General features: G+C 65.2%; 21 protein-coding genes and 1 tRNA gene. 4 read left to right on the forward strand and 18 right to left on the reverse strand.

From position 1 onward, the window contains the following. Nucleotides 1-177: 177 nt before the first annotated feature. The 4 genes from N5C28_RS16520 to yrfG form a co-directional block, all read right to left on the reverse strand. Nucleotides 178-2,499, reverse strand: a complete 2,322-nt coding sequence (locus N5C28_RS16520) for an FdhF/YdeP family oxidoreductase (protein WP_279823996.1) — start codon at nt 2,497-2,499, stop codon at nt 178-180. Continuing rightward, nucleotides 2,496-3,341 carry a formate dehydrogenase accessory sulfurtransferase FdhD gene (fdhD, locus tag N5C28_RS16525; RefSeq protein ID WP_279823997.1) on the reverse strand — a complete coding sequence of 282 codons (846 nt, stop codon included), beginning with the start codon at nt 3,339-3,341 and terminating at the stop codon, nt 2,496-2,498. The genes N5C28_RS16520 and fdhD overlap by 4 nt, the downstream gene beginning before the upstream one ends. A gap of 171 nt (nt 3,342-3,512) precedes the next feature. Continuing rightward, nucleotides 3,513-4,397: a LysR family transcriptional regulator gene (locus N5C28_RS16530; RefSeq protein WP_279823998.1), complete on the reverse strand. Its 885-nt coding sequence runs from the start codon at nt 4,395-4,397 to the stop codon at nt 3,513-3,515. 87 nt (nt 4,398-4,484) lie between these two features. Next, on the reverse strand, nt 4,485-5,195 hold the full coding sequence (gene yrfG / locus N5C28_RS16535) for a GMP/IMP nucleotidase (RefSeq protein WP_279824000.1): 711 nt from the start codon (nt 5,193-5,195) through the stop codon (nt 4,485-4,487). Between the two features lie 75 nt (nt 5,196-5,270). On the opposite strand from yrfG, the gene nudE reads away from it, so the two are divergent. Together nudE and cysQ are read left to right on the forward strand one after the other, a co-directional pair. After that, nucleotides 5,271-5,837 carry an ADP compounds hydrolase NudE gene (gene nudE / locus N5C28_RS16540; protein WP_279824002.1) on the forward strand — a complete coding sequence of 189 codons (567 nt, stop codon included), beginning with the start codon at nt 5,271-5,273 and terminating at the stop codon, nt 5,835-5,837. Further along, nucleotides 5,834-6,655, forward strand: coding sequence for a 3'(2'),5'-bisphosphate nucleotidase CysQ (cysQ, locus tag N5C28_RS16545; RefSeq protein WP_279824003.1), 822 nt, complete (start codon nt 5,834-5,836; stop codon nt 6,653-6,655). Before nudE ends, cysQ begins: the two co-directional genes overlap by 4 nt. A gap of 136 nt (nt 6,656-6,791) precedes the next feature. Here the strand turns inward: cysQ and N5C28_RS16550 are convergent, their stop codons facing one another. Further along, nucleotides 6,792-8,717, reverse strand: coding sequence for a beta-ketoacyl synthase (locus N5C28_RS16550; protein WP_279824005.1), 1,926 nt, complete (start codon nt 8,715-8,717; stop codon nt 6,792-6,794). A gap of 230 nt (nt 8,718-8,947) precedes the next feature. On the opposite strand from N5C28_RS16550, the gene N5C28_RS16555 reads away from it, so the two are divergent. Further along, entirely contained in the window at nt 8,948-10,594 is a 1,647-nt protein-coding gene (locus N5C28_RS16555; RefSeq protein WP_279824006.1) for an acyl-CoA synthetase, read from the forward strand. A gap of 160 nt (nt 10,595-10,754) precedes the next feature. On the opposite strand, the gene dctM is transcribed toward N5C28_RS16555, so the two are convergent. The 9 genes from dctM to rfbB all read right to left on the reverse strand — a co-directional run bounded on the left by dctM (nt 10,755) and on the right by rfbB (nt 20,761). Beyond that, the gene (gene dctM, locus N5C28_RS16560) at nt 10,755-12,035 is read right to left on the reverse strand and encodes a C4-dicarboxylate TRAP transporter large permease protein DctM (RefSeq protein ID WP_279824007.1); all 1,281 of its coding nucleotides are present in this window, start codon (nt 12,033-12,035) and stop codon (nt 10,755-10,757) included. Further along, nucleotides 12,032-12,670 (reverse strand): TRAP transporter small permease, encoded by a 639-nt coding sequence (locus N5C28_RS16565; protein ID WP_279824009.1) that lies wholly within the window; start codon nt 12,668-12,670, stop codon nt 12,032-12,034. Before N5C28_RS16565 ends, dctM begins: the two co-directional genes overlap by 4 nt. Before the next feature lie 169 nt (nt 12,671-12,839). Continuing rightward, nucleotides 12,840-13,835, reverse strand: coding sequence for a C4-dicarboxylate TRAP substrate-binding protein DctP (gene dctP, locus N5C28_RS16570; protein ID WP_279824012.1), 996 nt, complete (start codon nt 13,833-13,835; stop codon nt 12,840-12,842). Between the two features lie 344 nt (nt 13,836-14,179). Then, nucleotides 14,180-15,568, reverse strand: a complete 1,389-nt coding sequence (locus N5C28_RS16575; RefSeq protein ID WP_279824015.1) for a sigma-54 dependent transcriptional regulator — start codon at nt 15,566-15,568, stop codon at nt 14,180-14,182. Continuing rightward, on the reverse strand, nt 15,565-17,379 hold the full coding sequence (locus N5C28_RS16580; RefSeq protein WP_279824018.1) for an ATP-binding protein: 1,815 nt from the start codon (nt 17,377-17,379) through the stop codon (nt 15,565-15,567). The genes N5C28_RS16575 and N5C28_RS16580 overlap by 4 nt, the downstream gene beginning before the upstream one ends. Nucleotides 17,380-17,424: 45 nt before the next feature. Then, a complete protein-coding gene (rfbD, locus tag N5C28_RS16585) occupies nt 17,425-18,294 on the reverse strand; it encodes a dTDP-4-dehydrorhamnose reductase (RefSeq protein WP_279824019.1) in 870 nt (289 codons plus the stop codon). After that, nucleotides 18,291-18,836, reverse strand: a complete 546-nt coding sequence (rfbC, locus tag N5C28_RS16590; RefSeq protein WP_279824020.1) for a dTDP-4-dehydrorhamnose 3,5-epimerase — start codon at nt 18,834-18,836, stop codon at nt 18,291-18,293. The genes rfbD and rfbC overlap by 4 nt, the downstream gene beginning before the upstream one ends. Nucleotides 18,837-18,839: 3 nt before the next feature. Then, entirely contained in the window at nt 18,840-19,706 is an 867-nt protein-coding gene (rfbA, locus tag N5C28_RS16595; protein ID WP_279824022.1) for a glucose-1-phosphate thymidylyltransferase RfbA, read from the reverse strand. After that, entirely contained in the window at nt 19,703-20,761 is a 1,059-nt protein-coding gene (rfbB, locus tag N5C28_RS16600; protein WP_279824024.1) for a dTDP-glucose 4,6-dehydratase, read from the reverse strand. The genes rfbA and rfbB overlap by 4 nt, the downstream gene beginning before the upstream one ends. Before the next feature lie 407 nt (nt 20,762-21,168). Between rfbB and N5C28_RS16605 the strand changes: the two genes are divergently transcribed. Beyond that, nucleotides 21,169-22,602 carry a catalase gene (locus tag N5C28_RS16605; protein ID WP_279824025.1) on the forward strand — a complete coding sequence of 478 codons (1,434 nt, stop codon included), beginning with the start codon at nt 21,169-21,171 and terminating at the stop codon, nt 22,600-22,602. A gap of 195 nt (nt 22,603-22,797) precedes the next feature. Here the strand turns inward: N5C28_RS16605 and N5C28_RS16610 are convergent. The 4 genes from N5C28_RS16610 to N5C28_RS16625 all read right to left on the reverse strand — a co-directional run bounded on the left by N5C28_RS16610 (nt 22,798) and on the right by N5C28_RS16625 (nt 25,805). After that, a tRNA-Thr gene (locus N5C28_RS16610) sits at nt 22,798-22,873 on the reverse strand. A 293-nt stretch (nt 22,874-23,166) separates the two neighbouring features. After that, a complete protein-coding gene (locus N5C28_RS16615; protein ID WP_279824028.1) occupies nt 23,167-24,381 on the reverse strand; it encodes a methyltransferase in 1,215 nt (404 codons plus the stop codon). A gap of 42 nt (nt 24,382-24,423) precedes the next feature. Continuing rightward, on the reverse strand, nt 24,424-25,113 hold the full coding sequence (locus tag N5C28_RS16620; RefSeq protein ID WP_279824029.1) for an ABC transporter permease: 690 nt from the start codon (nt 25,111-25,113) through the stop codon (nt 24,424-24,426). Continuing rightward, the gene (locus N5C28_RS16625) at nt 25,110-25,805 is read right to left on the reverse strand and encodes an ABC transporter permease (RefSeq protein WP_279824031.1); all 696 of its coding nucleotides are present in this window, start codon (nt 25,803-25,805) and stop codon (nt 25,110-25,112) included. The genes N5C28_RS16620 and N5C28_RS16625 overlap by 4 nt, the downstream gene beginning before the upstream one ends. Nucleotides 25,806-25,814: the final 9 nt, after the last annotated feature.

Consider the following 25,814-nt stretch of genomic DNA (forward strand, 5'->3'; position numbering starts at 1 on the left):
CTTCAAAATTCGCTGCAGCCGCCGAACTACGGGGCTTCTGGCGTTGTCAGAGAAACTTGGCTGGCGCTGTTTTCAGTCTTTTTTACCCCATTTTGGGATGAGCTGAACACGCCGCATCAGGCGCAAGCGGAGAGGCGATCACGGCGTTCGCCGGACCCCTCTCCACTGGTTTGGTCGTTACAGAATGCGCCCGTTGCCTTCGGCCGCCTGCAAACGAATGGCGATGAACTTCGAGGTCGGGGTGAAGCTGCCCTTGCCGAAGCTCTCCAGCGGTACCAGCGGGTTGGCTTCCGGGTAGTAGGCCGCCGCTTGGCCCGCCGGAATATCGAAGGCGAGCAGGGTGAAACCGAACACCTTGCGCTCGACGCCGTCATCCCACAGCGAGGTGATATCCACCAGCTGCCCTGGCTTGTAGCCGAGGCGCATGATGTCGGCTTCGTTGGCGAACAGCACTTGGCGCTGGCCCTTCACGCCGCGGTAGCGGTCATCGAGGCCGTAGATGGTGGTGTTGTACTGGTCGTGCGAACGCAGGGTCTGCAGAATCAGGTCCGGCGTCTGGCCCGAGTTGCGCACCTGAGCCGGCAACAGGTCCTCGACCAACGGGTTGGCCTTGAAGTTGGCCTTGCCGCTGGCGGTGTTCCAGCGACGCGCGCCGGCCGAGTTGCCGAGGTAGAAACCGCCCGGGTGTTGCACGCGTTTGTTGAAGTCGGCGAAGCCGGGGATGGTGTCGGCGATCAGGTCGCGGATCAGGCTGTAGTCGGCGATCAGCGCGTCCCAATCCACCGGGTGGTTGCCCAGGGTGGCCTTGGCGATGCCGGCGACGATGGCCGGCTCCGAGCGCATCTGCTTCGACAGCGGCGCGAGCTGACCGAACGAGGCGTGAATCATGCTGAACGAGTCTTCCACGGTCACCGATTGCGGGCCGGTGGCCTGCTTGTCGATGTCGGTACGGCCCAGGCACGGCAGGATCAGCGCGTCGGTGCCGGTGGTCAGGTGGCTGCGGTTGAGCTTGGTGCTGACCTGCACGGTCAGGTCGCAGTTCTGCAGGGCCTGGTGGGTGCGCGGGCTGTCCGGAGTGGCTTGGGCGAAGTTGCCGCCCAGGCCGATGAAGACCTTGGCATCGCCGCGGACCATGGCGTTGATCGCTTCGACGGTGTTGTGGCCGTTCTCGCGCGGTACCTGGAACTGGAAGCGTTTTTCCACGGCATCGAGGAAGGCGACCGGCGGACGGTCATTGATGCCCATGGTGCGGTCGCCCTGCACGTTACTGTGGCCACGCACCGGGCACAGGCCCGCGCCCGGACGGCCGAGGTTACCGCGCAGCAGCTGCAGGTTGACGATTTCCTGGATGGTCGCCACCGAGTGGTGGTGCTGGGTGATACCCATGGCCCAGCACATGATCACGCGTTCGGCGCGGCGGTACATGTGAGCGGCCTGCTCGATCTCGTCCAGGCTGAGGCCAGACTGTGCGCTCAGCGCATTCCAGTCGCTGGCATCGAGCAGCGCCAGGTAGTCGTCCACCCCGTCGGTGTGTTCGGCGATGAAGGCATGGTCGAAGACCGCCGGCTGGCCATTGGCCTGGGCTTCGCGCTCCCACTGCAGGAGGAACTTGGCGATGCCGCGCATGGCGGCCATGTCGCCACCGAGTGCCGGGCGGAAGAACGCAGTGTTCAGCGGCTCGGAGCCGTTGGTGAGCATTTCCAGGGCGTTCTGCGGGTGCTGGAAGCGCTCCAGGCCACGCTCTTTCAGCGGGTTGAAGCAGACCACCTGGGCGCCGCGTTTGACCGCTTCGCGCAGCGGATCGAGCATGCGCGGGTGGTTGGTGCCCGGGTTCTGGCCGAGGACGAAAATGGCGTCGGCGTGCTCGAAGTCAGCGAAGGTCACGCTGCCCTTGCCGATGCCCACGCTCTGGCCCAGGGCCACGCCGCTGGCCTCGTGGCACATGTTCGAGCAGTCGGGGAAGTTGTTGGTGCCGTAGGCGCGGACGAATAGCTGATAGAGGAACGCCGCCTCGTTGCTGGCCCGGCCGGAGGTGTAGAACTCGGCCTGGTTGGGGCTGTCGAGGTTCTTCAGGTGCTTGGCGATCAGGGCGAAGGCGTCGTCCCAGGCTATGGGCACGTAGCGGTCGCTGGCGCTGTCGTAGCGCATCGGCTCAGTCAGGCGGCCCTGGTACTCGAGCCAGTAGTCGCTCTGCTCGCGCAGCTGGCTGACGGTGTAACGGGCGAAGAACGAGGCGTCCACGCCGCGCTTGGTGGCTTCCCAATTGACCGCCTTGGCGCCGTTCTCGCAGAACTTGATGTGGCCGTCTTCCGGCGAGTCGCCCCAGGCGCAACCCGGGCAGTCGAAGCCGCCGCTCTGGTTGGTCTTGAGCAGGGCGCGCAGGTTCTTGAACGGTTGCTTACTGTCCAGCCAGAAGTGCGCCACGCTGCGCAGCGCACCCCAGCCAGCGGCTGCACCGGTATAGGGTTTGTAGCGGGGTTTCACGGGTTGCAGGCTCATGCGTGGTGCTCTCTGGCTGGCGGCGCGGGGCTGTAGACCCGGGGCGCGCTGTGGTGGGGCAAATGAATAAGGTTGAGGTGGTGCTGCCGGGCCCATTGCACGGTGAGTGCGGTCGGTGCGGAGAGGCTGACCAGGGTGGCGATGTTGGCGCGCACGGCCTTGTGGATCAGTTCCAGGCTGCAGCGGCTGGTGACCACGGCAAAGCCGTCGCGGCTGTTGCGGCCGTCGCGCTGCAGGGCGCCGATCAGCTTGTCCAGGGCGTTGTGGCGGCCGATGTCTTCGCGGCACAGGACGATCTCGCCAGTGCTGTCGATGAACAGCGCCGCGTGCAGGGCGCCGCTCTGGCGCGCCAGGCGCTGGGCGTCGTTGATACGTGGGCGCAGTTCGAGCAGGTGATCGGCCGGTGGCAGCGGGCTGATCGCCAGTGCATCCAGTTTCGGCAGAGCCTGCTCCAGGGCTTCCACGCCGCACAGGCCGCAGCCGCTGGTGCCGGCCAGTTGGCGGCGCTGTTGCTTCATGGCCCAGAACGCGCGGTTGCTGATGTCCACCTCAGCATTGATGGCGGCACCGATGCGTTTCACGCGGATGTCATAAATTTCGTCGATGGAGTCGACCAGACCACTGCTCAGGCTGAAACCGGCGATGAAGTCCTCGACCGCAGTCGGAGAGACCATCATCACGGCGTGGCTGATGCCGTTGTAGCTGATCGCCAGGGCGCATTCTTCGGCCAATACCGCGTCTGCCACCTGCGCGCCGGCATCCAGTTCGGCATAGGCATAGCCGTTGGGTGTCAGCGCGGCGGCTTCGTTGGCCGGCGTGGAGATCGAAGCGGGGCGGGGCACGGCAGAATTCCCTGCGACAGATTGACACATCAGCCTAGGCGGCCGGCCCCCTAGTGTCTAATTGCTACTGCTGATGCAGTGATCGATGCCATCTATCAAGGCGCTGGAAGCCCCGTCGCCAGCGGGTTGCGCCAGGTACAACGGACCGGTTTTTTTTACCCGAAAAATGGCTCAGGCGTTAAGCAGGGCCCTGGCTTCGGCAAAACAGGCGTCGGCGATGGCCGAGCGGGGTGCGCTGCGGCGCAGGATCAGGCCGAGCGGTGCCAGCGTGTGCGCATCTTCGATGGGGGTCAGCGCCAGGTGCTCGGTGAAATCGGACAGGCCGCTGCTCAGCGGCATGATCGAGCAGCACAGGCCGGCGCTGACGGCCTGCAGCAACTGGTGCACGGCATCGGTCTCCAGGCGCGCCAGGGGCGTCAGGCCGCGCGAGCGGAAGCTGTGGTCGATGGACTGGCGGAAGTGCATGCCCGCCGATAGCAGCCCCAGGGGCAGCTCCACCAGGCTTTCCCAGCGCAGCTGTTCGCTGGTGAACTGGAAGTGGCGCCGGTCGTAGAGCAGGCCCATGCGGGTTTCTTCCAGCTCCAGGCTGTCGAAGTGCTCGCGATCCAGGCGGTCCAGGTAGGACAGGCCGAGGTCCAGCTGGTTGCGCCCCAGGCGTTCCAGAATCTGCTCGCTGCTCAGGGCGAACAGCTGGAAGCGCAGGTTCGGGTGCTGGTCGGCGAACAGCTGCACCAGGCGCATCGGGTCGAAGCCGGCCAGCGGCACCACGCCCAGGCGCAGGGTACCGACCAGTTGCCCGCGGCAGGCGGCGGCCTCCGCGTAGAGGCCATCGTGGGCGGCCATCAGGCTGCGGGCCCAGGCCAGGATGCGTTCGCCTTCGGCGCTGAAACCCTCGAAGCGCTGGCCGCGGTGCACCAGTTCCAGGCCCAGCTCTTCCTCCAGGCTGCGCAGGCGCATCGACAAGGTCGGCTGGGTGATGTGGCAGCGCGCGGCGGCCTGACCGAAATGCCGGGTCTCGTCGAGTGCGATGAGGAACTTCAGTTGCTTGATGTCCATTGCCGGGCTCCTTGGGATGGGCCGATTCTAGCGCGGCTGGCCCCGCGAACCCCATGAACGGCGTCCGGGTATTGCGAAGCCGGGCACTTACAGGCCGTTCAGCAGGACGCGGTAATCCTCGGCGGCGGCGAATTCCTCGGTGTCTTTCGGGCCCAGGCGGCTGTCCGGTTCGCGCACCGCCAGCAGGTGGCCGATGCCGAAGTCGCGGGCGCTGCGCAGGATCGGCAGGCTGTCGTCGATGAACAGGCTGCGCGCGGGCTCGAACTGCAGGTCCTGCTGCAGGGCGTGCCAGAACTGCTGGTTTTCCTTGGGAAAGCCGTAGTCGTGGGAGCTGATCAGACGGTCGAAGTAGGGCGCCAGCTCGATGCGCTCGAGCTTCAGCGACAGCGAATCGCGGTGGGCATTGGTGATCATCACCACCCGTTTGCCGGCGTCGCGCAAGGCGGCGAGGAAGGTATCGGCGTCCGGGCGCAGGGCGATCAGTTCGGCGACTTCGCGCTTGAGGTCGCGGATCGACAGCCGCAGCTCGCGGCTCCAGAAGTCGGTGCAGTACCAGTTCAACTGGCCCGCATGCTGGCGGAACAGCGGGATCAGCTCGGCGTCGGCCAGGGCCCGGCTGACGCCATGCAGTTCGGCGTAGCGCTGGGGCAGGTGTTCCAGCCAGAAATGGTTGTCGAAATGCAGGTCGAGCAGGGTGCCGTCCATATCCAGCAACACAGTGTCGATTTGCTGCCAGGGCAGCGCTGCAGCGGCATTCGTTTCGAGACCAGGCGCATGGCGCGGTATTGGCGTCGTCATCGCGCAATCTCCTGCACAGATAATCGGGGAACCCGCTTATGATAACCCGCCATGTTCTGGTCAGGAGCCGCCCCCATGCGTCAGAAGCCCACTGTTCTCCACCGCGAGATCGTCGCCAGCAGTCGACTGTTTTGCGTCGAGGCGCTGCAACTGCGCTTCAGCAATGGAGAGGAGCGGACCTATGAGCGGCTGGTCGGCCGAGGCGCCGGATACGGTGCGGTGATGGTGGTGGCGATGCTCGACGATGAGCATGCGGTGCTGGTCGAGGAGTACTGCGGCGGTACCGACGACTACCAACTGTCCTTGCCCAAGGGCCTGATCGAACCGGGTGAAGACGTGCTGGCCGCGGCCAACCGTGAACTGAAGGAAGAGGCGGGATTCGGTGCGCGGGAGCTGGAATACCTTACCGAGCTGAGCCTGTCGCCCGGCTACATGAGCCAGAAGATCCAGGTGGTGCTGGCGCGGGACCTCTACGAGGAGCGCCTGCCCGGTGACGAACCGGAGCCGATGCGGGTCGACAAGGTCAACCTGCGCGAGCTGTCGAGCCTGGTGCAGCATGCGCAATTCAGCGAAGGGCGCGCCCTGGCGGCGTTGTACCTGGTTCGGGACCTGCTGACCCAGCGCGGGGTGCTGCGCCCATGAGTCATCCCCTGCTTGCCGATGTGGTGCGTCTGGTGCGCGCGGCGGGTGAGGCGATCCTGCCGCACTGGCGTACCGGCGTTGCCGTCACCGAAAAGGCCGATGCCTCGCCGGTGACCGCGGCGGACCTGGCCGCGCACCATGTTCTCGATGCCGGTCTGCGGGCCCTCGATCCGACCATCCCGGTGCTGTCGGAAGAGGCGGCGGACATTCCCCTGGCGGAACGCGCCCAGTGGCAGCGCTGGTGGCTGGTGGACCCGCTGGACGGGACCAAGGAATTTATCTCGGGCTCGGAAGAGTTCACCGTCAACGTTGCCCTGATCGAACACGGGCGTGTGGTATTCGGCGTGGTCGGCATCCCCGCTACCGGCCGTTGCTATGCCGGCGGCGCGGGCCTGGGCGCCTGGATCATGGGGGAGGGCGCTGGTGATACGCCCATCCAGGTGCGGGTGAAGCCTGCCGAGGCCTTCACCGTGGTGGCCAGCCGTCGTCATTCCAGCCCGGCGCAGGAGCAGTTGCTGGCCGGGCTGGGCGAGCGCTTCGGCGACCTGAACCTGGTCAGCGTCGGCAGCTCCCTGAAGTTCTGCCAACTGGCCGAAGGCGGCGCTGACTTCTATCCGCGCCTGGCGCCGACCTCGCAGTGGGACACCGCCGCCGCCCAGGGCGTGCTGGAAGGTGCCGGTGGCGAGGTACTGAGCCTTGATGGTGAGGTGCTGGCCTACGAAGCGCGTGAGTCGCTGCTCAACCCCTCCTTCCTGGCACTGCCGGCCGCCGCCGAGTGGCGTGCCGACCTGCTCGAACTGGCCCGCGCGCTGGATTGAGCCGGGCGGGGCGGCGCCCACTATCACCCGTAGGGTGGGTTAGGCGCATTGCCACGTGTCGTCTATCACCACATGAACTCGTTGCGCCGTAACCCACCGGGTGCCGGTGGGTTGGTCAGGCGGACTGCCGACGTGCTCAGTCGAGCATGTCGGCGTAGCGGTCGTCCTGTTTGAACACCAGCGGCTGGCTGAACCCCGGGATGCTGATCTGCTCGGTACCGATCTCGATGGCGGTGTCGTCGATCAGGTCGTTGCCGAAGTTGTAGATGATGTCCAGTTGGCCGCGTAGGGCCTGGGCGTCGTAGGCCTGGGCCGCGGTGCGGGTCTGCTCGCGGCGCGCCAGGTAGGTGGCGAACGCCGCCTCGCCGTGACGCTTGCGCAGCATGCGCTCGACCACATGGGGTGCCAGCACCAGGGCGCTGGCGTTGTTGCCGCCGAAGCCCTTGGAGTTGATGAAGCACACGTCCAGGTTCTCGGGCGCGCGCTGGCGATCGACGTTGGCGATGCTCAGGTGCTGCTGGTGAACGTCATCGGCCACCTGGTCGATGGTTTTGATGCCCGGAATGATCCCGTACTTGAAGCTGCCCAGGGCGGAGATCACCTGGTCGCCGCTGGCGGTGGCCAGGGAGTGGCCGACGAACGCCTTGACCGCCGTGACCGGCCATTGCTCGATGGCGAACGCACTGGCAACGCGGTCGAGGATTTCCGATTCGGTGACCCGGTTGGCCGGGGTGCTGGAACCGTGGGCATGCACGAAGCTGCGCTCGCGTACCGCCTCCACGCCCAGCAGCTGCACAGCGCTGGCCACGGCCTTGGCCACGGTCAGGTAGTTGCCTGGGCCGGGCGCGGAAATGGATTTCTTGAAGCCGTCGGCGTTGATGAACACGTCCGGTACCGCGCCGTGGATGTCGGCGCCCAGCTCCAGGGCCAGCTCGTCGTCCATCAGCACCACGAACTGGCAGGCTTCGGCCAGGGTGAAGCCGCAGTTCTCGCCGAACGGGCGGCTGGCGCGGCGGAAATCCACGTCTTCGGACGTGGAGCCGGTCTTGCCTTCGATCTGGCGCAGGCCGTCTTCGGTGGCCAGGGCGCCCATGGCGCCATAGCCGTCGATGCATTCCTGGTTGATGGGGGCTTCGCTGTTGCCGACGATGGCCACGCGGGCCTTGCCGCTGGCGATCTGCTCGATGCCTTTCTGCAGGTTGTAGAGGAAGGTCGCGCAGGCGCCGGTGACGCTGCCGGTGGTGCCGACGCTGCCCAGCACGTAGGCGTTGATGAAATCGGCCGGCATGGTGTTCAGGCCCAGGGCCAATTGCTTGGCCGTGACCCGCCCACCCTTGAGGCGCGACTGCATCAGGCCGCCGAAGCCGTTTTCGTCCAGCTGGCTCATGATGCTGCCGGCGAACACCGCCACTTCATCCGGGGCGACCGACTGCACGATGCGTTGCCAATCGATGCCGATCGAACGCAGGGCGTCGGTGACGCCGACCACGGTCATGGCCAGGCCACGCGGGTGGAAACGGGCGTTGTACAGCTCGCTCGGCTCGAAGCCGGTGGGCAACTGGCCGGCGGATTTCACCGGCAGGGCGCGGTAGCTGTCGACCTTGAATTCGCAGTGATCGTGCAGGGTCACGCGGACATCGGTGGCGTTCAACGGCTCCACCGACCAGTTGGCCGGCAGCGGTTCCGGCAGCTGCTTGCGGCTGCTGACGAAGCTCAGCGGCGCTTCGGCCGAAGCGGCGACGCCGAGGCTCTTCTGCCAGTGCGCGGCGTCCACGTCCAGGTGCTGCTTTTCGATGCGACGCACCAGGGTCGAAGCCAGGATTTCTTCGGCGAAGCGCTGTTCGATGTCCGCCAGGCTCAGCGGCTGGCCGTCTTCGCTCTGGTAGGCGCCATCGACCACGCGCACGCGCTTCATCATGACCGCCAGGCCGGCGAGGGTCTCCTGGCGTGCGGCGGTGTCCATGGACTCCAGTACGGTGCGACGAAAGCCGTGGTGGAAGGAGCTTCGCCCAGCGGCGTTGTAACCACCAAAACCAACAATCACAGGTAAGCGAGACTTCACGCGGGAACTCCTTCATAGAAAGCGCCGGACAAGCACAGATAACGTGGTGGAGGCTTGTCGGCCTGCATGAACGCAGGTCGTGGCCAGGGGGCTGGCCGCCGACTCGGTTGTTCGGATGAGTATGCTGACGCGATCCATGACCTGTGAGTCACTGCTTCGACCAAGGTCGCGGGTTCGCTTGACCACAGTCCTGCTAGGGTTTCTCCAAGCATCCAGGCTGGAGAACAATAATGAACAGCGTCAATCCCTACGAATACGGCCTGCCGCGCGACGCGGCGAACTTCCAGGCACTCAGCCCCCTGAGTTTCATCGAGCGTGCCGCCAGCGTCTATCCGCAGCGGCTGGCGCTGATCAACGGCCGGTTTCGACAGACCTGGGGCCAAACCTATGAGCGTTCCATCCGCCTCGCCTCGGCCCTGGCCAAGCGCGGCATCGGCGTAGGCGATACGGTGGCGGTCATCGCACCGAACGGCCCGGCCATGTTCGAGGCGCATTTCGGCGTGCCGATGTGCGGTGCGGTGCTCAACGCCATCAACACGCGCCTGGATGCCGAAACCATCGCCTTCATCCTGCAGCATGGCGAGGCCAAGGTGCTGCTGGTGGACAAGGAATTCGGCGGGACCGTGCAGCGCGCCACCAGCCACCTGCCCAATCGACCATTGATCGTTGCCATCGACGACCCCGAATACGACCAGGGGCTGCTGATCGGAGAGCTGGAGTACGAGGCCCTGCTCGCCGAGGGTGACGCGGATTACGCCTGGCAGCTGCCGGACGACGAGTGGCAGGCCATCGCCCTGAACTACACCTCCGGCACCACGGGTAACCCCAAGGGCGTGGTCTATCACCACCGCGGTGCACACCTGAACGCCCTGTCCAATGCCATGTGCTGGGACATGACGCGCTTCCCGGTGTACCTGTGGACCTTGCCGATGTTCCACTGCAACGGCTGGTGCTTCCCCTGGGCGTTGGCGGCCTACGTGGGCGTCAGTGTGTGCCTGCGTCACGTGCGGGCCGAGGCGATCTACCCGGCGATGGCCGAGCACGGGGTCGATCATTTCTGCGGGGCACCGATCGTGCTGAACATGCTGGCCAACGCGTCGCCCGAGCTGAAGGCGCTCAAGACCCGGCCGGTCAAGGTGCTGACTGCTGGTGCGGCGCCACCGGCGGCGGTGATCGAGTCGATGGAAGCCCTGGATTTTCGCGTCACCCATGTCTACGGCCTGACCGAGACCTATGGCCCCAGCGTGGCGTGCGAATGGAAAACCGAGTGGGATGACGAGGCGCCGGACCAGCGGGCGCGCCTGAAATCCCGGCAGGGTGTGCGGGCGCCGCTGCTCGATGGCCTGATGGTGGCCGATCCCGAGACCCTGGAGCCGGTGCCTCGCGATGGGCAGACCATCGGCGAGATCATGATGCGCGGCAACGTGGTGATGAAGGGCTACCTGAAGAACCCGACGGCCACTGCCGAAGCCTTCAAGGGCGGCTGGTTCCATTCCGGCGACCTGGCCGTGTGGCACGAGGACGGCTACGTCGAGATCAAGGACCGCTCCAAGGACATCATCATTTCCGGCGGCGAGAACATTTCCTCGATCGAGGTGGAGGACGTGCTGTACCGCCACCCGCAGATTCTCGAAGCGGCCGTTGTGGCGATGCCGAGCGAGCGCTGGGGCGAAACCCCCTGTGCTTTCGTCACCCCCAAGCCGGGGGTGACCCTGGAGAGCCAGGCGGTGATCGAGTTCTGCCAGCAGCGCATGGCGCGGTTCAAGGTGCCTGGCGCGGTGGTGTTCTGCGACTTGCCGAAGACCTCCACCGGCAAGGTGCAGAAATTCGTGCTGCGCGAACAGGCCAGGGCCCTGGCTGCGGACAAGAACCTGTAGGAGCGGCCTTGGCCGCGAGCTTTATCTGATCCTGAAGCCAGAGCTCGCGGGCAAGCCCGCTCCTACAAAGGCCCGCTTTCGCAGAGAAGTGAACGGCCATAAAAAAGCCCGGCACGAAGGCCGGGCGCAATGGGGGCGAACCCCCATGAAGTAGCGGTTGTTACATGCCGAGCATGTTCGGCAGGCCCAGCGAGATGAAGGGCACGTATGTCACCAGAAGCAGGAACACCAGCATCACCAGCAGCCACGGCGATACTGCGCGCACCACGCGGGTCAGCGGCATGCCGGTGACCGCCGAGGTCACGAACAGGTTGAGACCGGTGGGTGGCGTGATCAGGCCGATTTCCATGTTCACCACCATGATGATGCCCAGGTGGATCGGGTCGATGCCCAGTTGCATGGCAATCGGGAACAGGATCGGCGCGAGGATCAGGATGATCGCCGACGGCTCCATGAAGGTGCCGGCGATCAGCAGCACGATGTTCACCACGATCAGGAACTCGATCGGGCTGAAGCCCTGCTCGACGACCCAGGCGGTGATCGATTGCGGGATCTGCTCAGTGGTCAGTACGTGAGCGAACAGCATGGCGTTGGCGATGATGAACATCAGCACCACGCTCAGCTTGCCGGCCTCGATGATGACCTTCGGGCACTCGCGGACAGTCATGTCCTTGTAGACGAAGATCGCCACGAAGGCCGCGTACACGGCGGCCACGGCAGCGGCTTCCGTCGGGGTGAACATGCCGGAGTAGATACCGCCGAGGATGATCACGATCAGCATCAGGCCCCAGCCCGCCTTGCGGCCGGCCACGAGGATTTCCTTGAAGGACGCCCGTGGCAGCGACGGCATGTTCTGCACGCGCGCCATGATGTAGATGACGACCATCAGCACCAGGCCGAGCAGCAGGCCCGGTACCACGCCCGCCATGAACAGCTTGCCCACCGAGGTCTCGGTCGCGGTGGCGTAGACCACCATGACGATCGACGGCGGGATCAGGATGCCCAGGGTACCGGCGTTACACACGATGCCGGCGGCGAAGTCCTGCTTGTAACCCGAACGCACCATGCCGGCGATCACGATCGAGCCCACCGCGGCCACGGTGGCCGGCGACGAGCCGCTCAGGGCGGCGAACAGCATGCACGCCAGGATCGCGGCGATGGCCAGGCCGCCCTTGATGTGGCCGACGCAGGCGTTGGCGAAGTCGATCAGGCGACGGGCCACGCCGCCGCTGGTCATGAACGCACCGGACAGCAGGAAGAACGGGATGGCCAGCAGCGTGTAGTGCTCGCTGGTCTCGAACAGTTTGATCGCCAGCGAACGCACCGAGTCGTTACTGAAGAACAGGATGGTCATGGCCCCGGACAAACCCAGGGAGATCGCCACTGGAATGCCGATGAACATCAGCACGAACAGGGCGATGAAGAGGAAGGCAATGGTCATTTGGTGGTCTCCGCCTTGTCGTTCTCAGCCAGCTTGACGGCGTCATCCACCTCACTGTGCAGGCCCAGGCCCTGCTGTTTGCCCTGCAGGACGCGGATGAAAATCTCCAGGAAGCGCACGAACATCAGCGTGAAGCCGATGGGTACGATCATCACGATGTGCCATTGTTGAATGCCAAAGCGGTCCAGGTCCTCGGCACCGGTGCCGACGCTGAACAGGACGGCGACCCATTGCTCACTGGAATAGGCCATCAGGGCGCAATAGCCGAGGCAGATCAACAGGGCCAGGATGGCAACCCGGCGTTGGTTTTCGGGGTTGAACTGACGCACAACGAGGTCGACGCCAATGTGCGCGCCGATGCGCACGCCCCAGGCCAGGCCGATGAAGATCAGCCAGCCGAACATGGCCTTGGTCAGGGCCACGCTCCAGGTCATTTCCTGGGCCACGTAGAGGATGCCGTCGCCGATGCTGAACATGGCATCGTTGGCGAAGGGCAGCGAGTCTCCCAGGGAATAGAAAACACCATAGAGGTTGTTGAAAACCACGTAAGAGAAGGTGACCAGGGTCATGCCTGCAAGCAGGAAGGCCACCATGAACTCTTCCAGGTTATTCCAGACACGAGCGACAGCGTGCATGGGATTATCTCCGTCAGTAAAGCGGTCGCGAAGCGACGATTGGACAGATGGGTCAGAACGTGCGTGGCGGTTGTCCGCCATGAGTCCCGCTGTCGATGATGCAAGTGGCGGCGGTTCCGCTCAGGTACCGCCGCGAGGGCCTGGCGGTCGCCAGGCCCCGGGGTGTTGCTCAGCCAGCCTGGTTGGCGGCTTCGGCGGCCTTGATCAGGTCGGCACCGATGTCACCTTCGAACTTCTTCCACACCGGACGCATGGCTTCACGCCACAGTTCGCGCTGCTCGGGAGTCAGGGTGATGATTTCGGTGGTGCCGGCTTCCAGGATGCGCTTCTTGTCGTTCTGGTTCAGCGCTTCGGCCTGCTTGTTCACCTCGACGGTGACTTCGGCCAGGATGGCTTCCAGCTCGGTGCGCACGTCATCCGGCAGGCCGGACCAGAACTTGGTGTTGGTGATCACCATGTAGTCCAGTACGCCGTGGTCGGACTCGGTGATGAACTTCTGCACTTCGTGCATCTTCTGGCTGTAGATGTTCGAGTACGGGTTTTCCGCACCGTTGACCACGCCAGTCTGCAGGCCTTGGTAAACCTCGGCGAAGCTCATTTTGCGCGGCGCAGCGCGCAGTGCCTTGAACTGCTCGTCCAGTACGGCGGATGCCTGTACACGGAACTTCAGACCACGGGCGTCTTTGGGTTCAACCAGTTTCTTGTTGGCCGACAGTTGCTTCATGCCGTTGTGCCAGTAGCCCAGGCCGGTGATGCCCTTGCCTTCCATGGACTTGAGCAGGGCCTGACCTTCCGGGCTCTGCTGGAAGCGGTCTACCGCGGCGATGTCGTTGAACAGGAACGGCAGGTCGAAGATCTGGATCTGCTTGGTGTAGTGCTCGAACTTGGCCAGGGACGGGGCGATCAGCTGTACGTCACCGAGCAGCAGCGCTTCCATTTCCTTGCCGTCGCCGAACAGCGAGGAGTTCGGGTAGACCTGAACGGTGACCTTGCCAGCCATGCGCTCTTCGACGAGTTGCTTGAACAGCAGAGCACCCTGGCCTTTCGGGGTGTGCTCAGCCACTACGTGGGCGAACTTGATGACGATCGGGTCGGCAGCCTGTGCCATCCCGGCGATGCTCAGGGACAGGGCGCAAGCCAGCGCCTTGGCAGTGGTTTTGAACATGCGAGTTTTTCCTCTTGTTATGTGTCGTCGTGTTTAGCGCTGTGGCGCTGATAAGCGGACAAACAAGAGCAAGGGGGGACGCCGTTCGAGAACGGACGCGGGTGGAATGCTAAGCCCCTGAACTTGTACTTGTTGGTTCGCCTGGCGCGAAGGGTAGAGCAACCGTCATGCCAGCCTTGTGACAGGCGACACAACAGACTTTTCAGAAAGCCGTGAGAGGCCCGTGGAATAGCACTGGCACGCTGTTCGATTGTAGGACGAGAAGTTTGTTACGTCATATTGAGGGAGCCTCCGACGCGCGGTCGGAGCGTCCGCAGTACTACTGATGAGCGGAAAGCTGCCGATCAGTCCTGGTCCTCTGGCGGGGACCCGCCAGCGTCGGCAAAGTTAAGCCCGTGCTTGCGCAGCTTGTCGTGCAGCGTCTTGCGCGGCACGCCGAGCGCTTCGGCCAGGCTGCGCAGCGAACCGTGGGGGCGCGTCAGTTCGGCGGCAATCAGGGCGCGCTCGAACGCTTCCACCTGCTCGCTGAGGTTGCCGGCCTGGGGCACGTTGCTCAGGTGCTGGTCGAGCGGGCGCTCCAGGTCCAGGTCCAGGCCCAGGGCGAAGCGCTCTGCCGCGTTCTGCAGTTCGCGAACATTGCCTGGCCAGGGGTTACGCAGCAGCAGGGCGCGCTGCCCAGGCTGCAGTTCGCGCACCGGCATGCCGTGGCGGGCGCTGGCGGCATCGGCGAAGTGCTGGAACAGCAGCAGGCTGTCCTCGCCCCGCTCACGCAGGGGCGGAATGCGCAGGGGCGCGACATTCAGGCGGTAGTAGAGGTCGGCGCGGAAGCGGCCCTGGTCGGCGGCCTGGCGCAGGTCTTCCTTGGTGGCGGCGATGACGCGGATGTCCAGCGGGATCAGCTGGTTGCCACCGAGGCGCTCGACGACCCGTTCCTGCAGCAGACGCAGCAGCTTGACCTGCACCTCCAGGGTCATGCTTTCGATCTCATCGAGGAACAGGGTGCCGCCGTTGGCGAATTCGAACTTGCCGATGCGGCGCTTCTGCGCACCGGTGAAGGCCCCCGGCTCGTGGCCGAACAGCTCGCTTTCCACCACGGACTCGGCCAGGGCACCGGCGTTGATCGCGACGAAGGGGCCGTCGCGGCGGCTCGACAGATCGTGCAGGGCTCGGGCGACCACTTCCTTGCCGGCCCCGGTCTCACCCAGGATCAGCACGTCGGTGGAAATGCTGGCCAGGGCACCGATCTGCTCACGCAGGCGCTGGATGGCCGGGGACTGACCGACCAGGCGAGTGGACAGCTGCTGGCGGTCCGCCAGGGCCATGCGCAGGCTGCGGTTGTCCAGCACCAGGCGGCGCAGGGCCAGGGCGCGGCGCACGCTGTCGAGCAGGTCTTCGCTGGCGAAGGGCTTTTCCAGGAAGTCGTAGGCGCCGGCGCGCATGGCCTGCACGGCCAGCGGCACGTCGCCGTGGCCGGTGATCAGCAGCACCGGCAGTTCCGGGTCCTGCTCGTGCAGTTGCTTGAGCAGTTCCAGGCCGTCCACACCCGGCATGCGGATATCGCTGACCACCACGCCGGGCCAGTCGCGCTCAATGCGCTCGGCCAGCCCCTGGGCATCGGACAGGGTGGTGACCTTGAGGCCGGCCAGGTCCAGGGTCTGGCTCAGGGCCTGGCGCAGGTGGGGGTCGTCGTCGATCAGCAGCACCTGGGTGCGGGCGTCGATAGTCGTGCTCATACAGCAAAGTCCTCGGGCGACTGGGGTTTCAGGCCGTGTTCAGCGGCATGCAGACGCAGGGTCAACAGGGCGCCACCGTCGGGGTGGTTGGCGAACAGCAGTTCGCCATCGAGGGCGCGCATCAGGGTGTCGCAAATCGCCAGGCCAAGGCCCAGGCCCTGGGCGCTGGTCTTGGTGGTGAAAAAGGGCTCACGGGCGCGCTGCAGGGCTTCGGCGCTGAAGCCGGGACCGTTGTCGCGCAGGTGCAGTTGGACGCCCTCCGCGGTGCGTTCGGCACTCAGCCAGATACGCCGCGGATGGGGTTTTTCGCCCAGGGCATCGAGGGCATTGGCCAGCAGGTTGCCGAGGACCTGGCGCAGGCGGGTTTCGCCGGCCTGCACCCACAGGGTTTCCTCGGGCAGGTCGCGGATCAGCTCGACCTCCATGGCGCGCCGGCGCTTGGCCAGCAGGGCCAGGGCGTCGTCCAGGGCCGGTTGCAGGGCCACGCTTTCCGGCGCGTGCCGGTCGCGGCGGGCGAAAGCACGCAGATGGGCGATGATCGAAGCCATGCGCTCGGTCAGCTGGCTGATCAGCTTGAGGTTGCCCCGGGCGTCCTCGGTGCGCTCGTGGTCAAGCAATACCCCGGCGTTATCGGCATAGCTGCGAATGGCGGCCAGGGGCTGGTTGAGCTCATGGCTGATACTCGCGCTCATGGTGCCGAGTGCCGACAGTTTGCCGGCCTGGACCAGCTCGTCCTGGGCGCGTACCAGCTCCTGCTGCGCCTGTTCGCGCTCCAGCACTTCGTCCTTGAGGCGGCTGTTGAGCAGCTCCAGGTCCTGGGTGCGCTCCCGGACGTTCTGCTCCAGCTCCGCGCGGGCCCGGGTGTCCAGGGCGATGCGTTCGAGATAGTGGCGGCGGCGCTGCATCGCCAGGCCGACCAGCAGGATCAGCACCAGCAGAGTCGCGCCGCCGATGGCCACGGCAGTACGTACCGGCCGGTCGATCAGGGTGCGGGGGGCGAGGATGCTCACCGTCCAGTCGATCTCTTCGAGGTCGCGGTTCTGTCGGAGCCAGGCGCTTTCGTTGATCTTCAGCGGTGGCGGCGACTGGGTGGGGTAGGGGATGTTGGCGGAAATCGCCGCCCGCTCCGCGCTGTCCAGCGGGCGAGTGGCCCGGAAGCGCCAGTCGCCGCGCGAGGTCAGGATCACCACGCCATTGGAATCAGTCACCAGCAGCTGTTCCGGCGTGTTGCCCCACAGGGTTTCGGTGTGGTCGAGGTCGACCTTGACCACCAGGGCGCCGAGGTTGCGGTTGTCCTCGCGCACCGCGGCGGCAAAGTAGTAGCCGCGCTTGCCGGAGGTGGTGCCGAGGCCGAAAAAGCGCCCGGGGCGCCCGGCTATCGCCTCGCGGAAGTAGGGGCGAAAGGCGAAGTTGCGGTCGATGAAGCTGTCTGTCTGGTCCCAGTTGGAGGTGGCCAGGGTATTGCCCTGGGGATCCATCAGGTAGATCACGTCGGCCCCGACCTGCTCGCGCACCTTGTGCAGCAGGCGGTTGGCCTTGTCCATGGCGACGGGGTCGTCCGGTGACTGCAGCACGTTGCGCACGGCCGGCAGGTCGCCCAGGATCGGCGGCAGCACTTCGTAGCGGCGCAGGTTGCCCAGCAGGTTGGCGACGTAGAGGTCGAGGGTCTGGCGGTTCTGTTCGATCAGCTCGCCGCTGTAGTAACGCTCCGCCAACTGGTGCAACGGCCACAGCAGGGGCGTCAGCAGCAGGGCCAGCAGCGCGAGGCTGCGCCAGCGTGGGCGTTTGGTCATGAGCGCGGGGTCGGTCATCGGGGCGGTCGCCTGGGGAACCGGCCTATTATGCACGTTCGCGCTTCAGCGGGGACCGTGCAGGCACTCGAGCAACGCGCTGGGCCAGTCGGGCAGCTGCACGAACCACTCCTTTTGCAGGCGGCTGCAGTCGAGGCGCGAATTGAGCGGCCGCCGCGCCGGCGTCGGGTACTCGCTGCTGGGAATGGCCTGTAACTGGGCCACCGGTTTGCCCTGCAGGCGCAACTGCTCGGCGATGGCACTGGCGAAACCGAACCAGGAAATCTCGCCCTGGGCCGTCAGGTGGTAGGTGCCCCAGGGGCCGCCCTGGTCGTTGCGCCAGTGCTGGATGATCTGTTCGGTGGTCTGGGCGATGCTGCCGGCCCAGGTCGGGGCGCCGACCTGGTCGACCACCACATTGAGGCTTTCCCGTTCCTGCAGCAGGCGTTGCATGGTCAGCAGGAAATTGCGGCCGTGCAGGGAGTACACCCAGCTGGTGCGCAGGATCAGGTGCGCGCCGCCGACCGCCTGGATCGCCTGTTCGCCGGCCCATTTGCTCTGGCCGTAGACGCCCAGGGGCGTGGGGGTGTCGGCTTCGGTGTAGGCCGTTTCCTTGCTGCCATCGAACACGTAATCGGTGGAGTAGTGGATCAGCGGAGCGCCCAGCGCGGCGGCCTCTTCGGCAAGGATGCCGGGGCCTGTCGCGTTGATGGCGAAGGCCAGGTCGCGCTCGCTTTCCGCCTGGTCGACCGCGGTGTAGGCCGCGGCATTGATGATCAGATCCGGGCGCAGGTCGCGCACCTGCTGGCGAATCTGCTCGGGCCTGGCCAGGTCGAGTTGCTGGCTGCCGCGGACGATCACCTGTCCCTGGCCTGCCAGGCGCAATTGCAATTCACGGCTGACCTGTCCGTTGGCACCGATCAGAAGAATGTTCATGGAAACAGCTCCGCTTCGTCATAGCGGCTGCCGGCCTGGTCCTTTGCCGACAGCTGCGGTGTGAAGTCCAGTGGCCAGTCGATGGCCAGCGTGGGGTCGTCCCAGCGTATGCAGCGCTCGTGGGCGGGGGCGTAGTAGTCGGTGGTCTTGTAGAGAAACTCTGCATGCTCGCTGAGCACCACGAAGCCATGGGCGAAACCTTCCGGTACCCAGAGCTGGCGCTTGTTTTCCGCTGACAGGTGGACGCCGACCCACTGCCCGCAGGTGGGGGAGTGGCGGCGAATATCGACCGCGACGTCATACACCTCGCCGGCGGCGACCCGCACCAGCTTGCCCTGGGCCTGCTGCAGTTGATAGTGCAGGCCGCGCAGCACGCCGCGCTGGGAGCGCGAATGGTTGTCCTGGACGAACTCGCGCTCCAGGCCGGTGGCTTCGGCAAAGGCGCGCGCATTGAAGCTTTCGAAGAAAAAGCCGCGATCGTCGCCGAAAATGCGGGGTTCAAGGATGAGCACGTCGGGAATCTGGGTGCGGATCACTTGCATGCGTCATTCCTCTGCCAGGCCGAACAGGTACTGGCCATAGCCGGTCTTGCCGAACGCCTGGGCCTGCTTCAGCAGTTGTTCGCGATCGATCCAGCCCTGCTGGTAGGCGATTTCTTCCAGGCAGGCGACCTTCAGGCCCTGGCGGTGTTCGATGGTCTGCACGTACTGGGAGGCCTCCAGCAGGCTGTCGTGGGTGCCGGTGTCGAGCCAGGCGAAACCGCGGCCGAAGCGTTCGACCCGCAGGTCGCCACGTTGCAGGTAGGCATTGTTGACATCGGTGATCTCCAGCTCGCCACGGGGCGAGGGTTTGACCGCCTTGGCGATCTCGATCACGTCGTTGTCGTAGAAGTACAGGCCGGTCACGGCGTAGCTGGATTTCGGCTGCTTGGGCTTCTCTTCGATGGAGATGGCATTGCCCCCCTCGTCGAATTCGACCACGCCAAAGCGCTCAGGGTCCTTGACCCAGTAGCCGAAGACGGTGGCGCCCCTGGCTTCGCGGGCTGCGCGCAGCAGCTTTTCGGTGAAGTGCTGGCCGTGGAAGATGTTGTCGCCGAGGATCAGGCACACCGGATCCCGGCCGATGAACGATTCGCCGATCAGGAACGCCTGGGCCAGGCCGTCGGGGGACGGCTGCTCGGCATAACTGAAACGCACACCGAACTGACTGCCATCACCGAGCATCTTCTCGAACTGCGGCAGGTCGTGGGGGGTGGAGATGATCAGGATGTCGCGGATGCCGGCCAGCATCTGCACCGAGATCGGGTAGTAGATCATCGGCTTGTCGTAGATCGGCAGCAGCTGCTTGGACACGCCCAGGGTGATGGGGTGCAGGCGGGTGCCGGAGCCGCCGGCGAGGATGATTCCTTTCATACGGAGACTCCCAGTCGTTCGCATTGATAGCTGCCGTCCTGAACGCGTCGGCACCAGTCGAGGTTGTCCAAGTACCAGCGCACGGTCTTGCGCAGGCCGCTGTCGAAGGTTTCCTGCGGGGTCCAGCCGAGTTCGCGCTCGATCTTGCCGGCGTCGATGGCGTAGCGCTGGTCATGGCCGGGGCGGTCGGTGACGAAGGTGATCTGTTCGGCGTACGAGCCGCCTGGCTGGCGCGGCGACAGCTCGTCGAGCAGCGCGCAGATGCTCTTCACCACGTGCAGATTCTTCTGCTCGTTGTGCCCGCCGATGTTGTAGGTCTCGCCGACCTGCCCGGTGCTGACCACGGTCAGCAGAGCGCGGGCATGGTCTTCGACGTACAGCCAGTCGCGGATCTGTTGGCCGTCGCCATAGACCGGCAGCGGCTTGCCATCCAGGGCGTTGAGGATCACTAGCGGGATCAGCTTTTCCGGGAAATGGTAGGGGCCGTAGTTGTTCGAGCAGTTGGTCAGCAGCACCGGCAGGCCATAGGTCCGTTGCCAGGCGCGAACCAGGTGGTCGGAGGCGGCCTTGCTCGCCGAGTAGGGCGAGCTGGGGGCGTAGGGCGTGGTTTCGGTGAACAGGTCATCGACGCCGTGCAGGTCGCCGTAGACCTCGTCGGTGGAAATGTGGTGGAAGCGGAACGCCTGCTTGCGCGCCTCGGGCAGGGCGCTCCAGTAAGCGCGGGTGGCTTCGAGCAGACTGTAGGTGCCGACGATGTTGGTCTGGATGAACGCCGCGGGCCCGTCGATGGAGCGGTCCACATGGGATTCGGCGGCCAGGTGCATGATCGCGTCCGGCTGGAAGTCGGCCAGGGCCTGGGCGACCCGCGGCTGGTCACCGATATCGGCCTGGAGGAACTGGTAGCGCGGGTTGTCCGCGACGCTGGCCAGTGATTCCAGGTTGCCGGCGTAGGTCAGCTTGTCCAGGTTGAACACGCTGTGTTCGGTGTCGTTGAGCAGATGGCGGACAAGTGCCGATCCGATGAAACCGGCGCCGCCGGTGACAAGGATGCGCATGATAGGGGCCTTGGCAGAGTGTCGTGTGAGTCGGGTCTAGCTTGTCGGTTGCCGGTCGGTGCTGCAAGCACTGTCTGTAGTACCAGCCGAGCCGTTTCAGACGATAGCAGCGGCACGGGCTGGATGGCGCCAGCCGCTTGCCGATGCGCCAAGCGCAGCGGCGGTTTCGCCAATACCGATCTAGACTTCCAGCTCGCACAGCATGGCCCCCGACACGGTCATCGTCGCAGGCATGTTGGCCAACACCCGTATGAATCCACCGGCAAGTTCGCCGCAGGCCTGGGGTATCACGCCGTTGCGACGTTCAGCGAAGGCCGTGGCGGTGCCCGTTCTGGCGAAGGGCCGACTGCGCCACGTCCCTGGTTTCGACGCTGACTTGCCTGCCGTCCTGAACTGAGGAGCTGCGCATGTCCAAGAAAAAACTGACCCATGCTACCGGGGCGCCGGTGGCCGATAACCTCAATATCCAGACCGCCGGGCCGCGCGGGCCGGCGCTGCTGCAAGACATCTGGCTGCTCGAGAAACTGGCGCATTTCGACCGTGAAGTGATCCCCGAGCGCCGCATGCACGCCAAGGGCGCGGGGGCCTATGGCACCTTCACCGTGACCCAGGACGTCACGCGCTACACCAAGATCAAGGCGCTCTCCAGCGTGGGCAAGCAGACCCCCGTGTTCCTGCGCTTCTCCACCGTAGCCGGGGAGCGTGGCGCTGCGGATGCGGAGCGCGACATTCGCGGCTTTGCGCTGAAGCTCTACACCGAGGAGGGCAGCTGGGACATCGTCGGCAACAACACCCCGGTGTTCTTCTTCCGTGACCCGCTGCGTTTTTCTGACCTGAACCATGTGGTCAAGCGCGACCCGCGCACCGGGCTGCGCAGCCCTACCAACAACTGGGATTTCTGGACCCTGCTGCCCGAGGCCCTGCACCAGGTCACCATCGTCATGAGCGACCGGGGCATCCCGAGGAGCTACCGGCACATGCACGGCTTCGGCAGTCACACCTTCAGCCTGATCAATGCCGACAACCAGCGGGTCTGGACCAAGTTCCACTTCCGTTGCGAGCAGGGCATCGAGAACCTGAGCGACAGCCAGGCCGCCGAGGTGGTCGGCCAGGACCGGGAGAGCAACCTGCGCGACCTGTACGAAACCATCGAGCGGGGCGAGTTTCCGCGCTGGAAGCTGTGCATCCAGGTGATGACCGAAGAGCAGGCGCGCCACCACAAGCACAACCCCTTCGACCTGACCAAGGTCTGGCCGCACGGTGACTACCCGCTGATCGAGGTGGGCGTGCTGGAGCTCAACCGCAACCCGGACAACCACTTCGCCGAGGTCGAGCAGGCGGCGTTCTCGCCGGCCAACATCGTGCCGGGGGTGGGCTTCTCGCCGGACAAGATGCTCCAGGCGCGGCTGTTCTCCTACGGCGATGCCCAGCGTTACCGCCTGGGGGTCAACTTCAACCACATTCCGGTCAACGCACCCAAGTGCCCGTTCCACAGCTACCACCGCGACGGGGCGATGCGCACCGATGGCAACCTGGGTTCGACCCTGTCCTATTACCCCAACAGCTTTGGCGAGTGGGAGGACCAGCGCGAACTGACCGAGCCACCGCTGCCGCTGGAAGGGGATGCCACCAACTGGGATCACCGGGTGGACCCTGACTACTACGAGCAGCCGGGCAATCTGTTCCGCCTGATGAGCCCGGAGCAGCAACAGGCCCTGTTCGACAACACCGCCAGGGCGATGGGCGATGCCCCGGTGATGATCAAGCAGCGCCATGTGGATAACTGCACCAAGGCCGATCCGGCCTACGGTGCGGGGGTGGCCAGGGCGCTGGGCTTGTAATCCGTCAGTTGGGCGTAACGGTAAAAAGACCTGCCGAAGCTGCAGGTCTTTTTTCGTTTGATGACTGTCAGAACCGACTAGGTCTTGGCCATGGATGGGGCAGAGTTGGTGACTGTTACGTTGTTTACCTCACCTTGATCGAGACGGAAAACGAAAAAGGCCCACCTTGCGGTGAGCCTTTTTCGGTACTTCGTATGGTGCCGGCACCAGGAGTCGAACCCGGGACCTACTGATTACAAGTCAGTTGCTCTACCAGCTGAGCTATACCGGCCTTTGAGGGGCGCCATTATATCCATTCGTTCGGCCGAGTAAAGCGCTCTGCGAGGCAGATCGACACGGGCTCGGCTATCAGCAGGCACACCCTTATGCACAATCGAGAGGCAGCTGGTACGTTCGTGCGCATTTTCTGTGCGCTGTATCGCGGATTGCTCTAACTGGCTGTTTTTATTGGGCTTTGCGATGTGATCAAAAAATGATCAGTCGTCTCTGGCGCCGACCGGGTCGGCCTTTGCGCGCTTTGCCCAGAATCTATCAACACAGTTATCCACAGATTGTGTGAGCAACTCAGTGATGCTCCGCCAGGAGCAGCAGGTTGCGTGGCGTGAGGCTGTAATCGCAGAACTGTCCCAGTTGCACGGTGTACCCCTGTTCCTGCAGGTACAGGGCGCGATCGAGCAGCAGCCAGACTTCCAGGGGGCGGCGGAACAGGGCGCGCAGCAGCTCCAGGTTGCGCACTTCGGCCAAGCGTCGCCAGCCTTCGGCTTCCAGTGTTTGCCACTCCCGAGGTGACGGTGTGGGCAGGCCCTTGAGTTCGGCGAGGTCCGCGCAATAGGTCGCCAGGTCCTTGTCGAGCCAGGCCGGTGGCAGCGAAGGCGTAGGCAGGTACTCATCGATACCCCGCAGTTCGCGCTGCAGCACGTCGAAGGCCAGGCGCCGCGCCATGGAGAGGTCACGCTGACGCCGGACCCGGGCACCGGCGGTGACGGTTTCGCTCAGGGGCAGGCCGAGGTCGTCACGCGACAGGGTCAGCTGTGAGCCGCTGGCGACGGTGGACAAGGGCTGGTAACGCGACGCCTCGGTGCGGTTGTAGCAGCAGGGGGCGATTGCCAGCTGTGTGCACCCGGTGCGGCTGGCCAGGTGCATCAGGCGCACATGCAGATCGCCGCAGGCGTGCAGGGCAACCGGGGTGTGGTGGGGCAGAAGGTGGGTGCCGGCATCGGCGGCCATCACGTCCTGTTGCCGGTGCTGCGCCGCGATGCCCAGTTTCTGGCTGAGTTGCTGCCCGCTGACGACCAGCTCGGCCTGGTGCTCGAGGCAGGTCAGGGCCTGGCCTTCCTGGACGAGCACGCGGCCGAGGTGGCCCTTGCCGGCGCACCAGTCGAGCCAGTGTGTCACCGGGCGGGCGAACTGCGTGCTGCCGGCGAATGCCAGGATCTGCTGCCACTTGCGGCCCGGTACGTCCACGCTGGCGTGGGGCGATACCGCAGGCAGTGCATGCTGTGCCAGGGGGCCGACCTGGCTCAGGCGCAGGGCCTGTTCGGCCAGCTGCGGAAACGGCTGGGGTGCCGGCAGGTCGTGGGGCGTGTTGTGCGCGTGCTCCGCGTCCTGCAGGCTGCGCGCGCGCAGCCACTGCGAGAGCTGTGGATGGTCGCGCTCCCAGGGCAGCTCGCGGTGAATGAAGGGGCGGGGTTTCCAGAGTGCCTGGTGTTCGAGGAGAAACGCATCCAGCGCCTGGAAGCGCTGGAGCAGGGTGTCACCGCTGAGGGGGCTCGAGTCCATGGTGTTGACGGCTCTGCTCGAGGGCGTCTTAGCCCTCGATCCTCAGCGGCCCTGGCAGGCGTCGACGCGCAGCCAGCGTTCCAGCAGCTTGAAGGCGCGCACCAGGACGAAGGCGATCGCCAGGTAGAACAGGCCGGCCGTGAAGAAGAACTCCAGGGTCACGTAGGTGCGGGCGTTGAGCGTGCGCGCCATGCCGGTGAGTTCCAGCAGGGTGACCGTACTGGCCAGGGCGCTGGCCTTGAGCATCAGGATCACTTCGTTGCTGTAGGCCGGCAGGCCGATGCGTGCAGCCCGCGGCAGGATGATGTGCAGCATGGCCTGGGCGCGGGACATGCCCAGAGCACGTGCGGCTTCGATCTCGCCGGGTGGAACGGCCTGGATGGCGCCGCGCAGGATCTCGGCGATGTACGCGGTGGTGTGCAACGTCATGGTGATGATGGCGCACCAGTATGGGTCGCGCAGGATCGGCCACAGCGGGCCCTGGCGCACCACATCGAACTGGGCCAGGCCGTAATAGACCAGGAACAGTTGCACCAACAGCGGCGTGCCACGGAAGAAGAAGATGTAGCCGTAGGGCAGGGCGCGCACGTACCAGTGCTTGGAGGCGCGGGCGATGCCCATGGGCACTGCCAGGATCAACCCGGCGATGACCGCGACGGCCACCAGCTCCAGGGTCAGCATGGCGCCTTCGGCCATGCGTGGCAGCCACTTGATGATCAATTCCCAGTTCATTGGCTGCTCCTGATGAAACCGCGGGAGGCGCGCTTCTCGAGGAAGTGCAGGCCAATCATGGCGAGGATGGTCAGGCCCAGGTAGATGAAGGCGGCCACCATGAAGAAGGTGAACGGCTCCTTGCTGGCGGTCACGGCGATCTGCGAGCGGCGCATGATTTCCGTCAGGCCGATGACCGACACCAGGGCGGTGTCTTTCATCAGGATCATGAACAGGTTACCCAGGCCCGGCAGGGCGATACGCCACATCTGCGGCAGGATCAGGCGCTGGAAGATACGGGCCTTGGACAGGCCGAGGGCCAGGCCCGCTTCGCGGTGGCCCTTGGGAATGGCGAGGATCGCGCCACGGAACACTTCGGTGGCGTAGGCGCCGAAGCACAGGCCGAGGGCGATGGTACCGGCGGCGAACGGGTCCAGCTCGAGGCTGCCGACGCCCAGGAACTCACCGAGTTCGCGCAGGGCGTTCACGGTGCCGAAATAGATCAGCAGCACCCAGAGCAGTTCGGGGATGCCGCGCACGATGGTCGAGTAGGTGCCGCCAAGCCATTGCAACGGCTTGTACGGAGAAGTCTTGGCGAGGGCGCCGAGCAGACCGAGCACCAGACCCAGGCACAGCGCGCTGAGCGCCAGCTTGATGGTCATGAGGGTGCCGGCGGCCAGTGCCGGGCCGAATCCGTGGAGGTCGAAAGTCATGGAAACTCA

The organism is Pseudomonas sp. GD03944 (genome assembly GCF_029839275.1).
Classification (GTDB): domain Bacteria; phylum Pseudomonadota; class Gammaproteobacteria; order Pseudomonadales; family Pseudomonadaceae; genus Aquipseudomonas.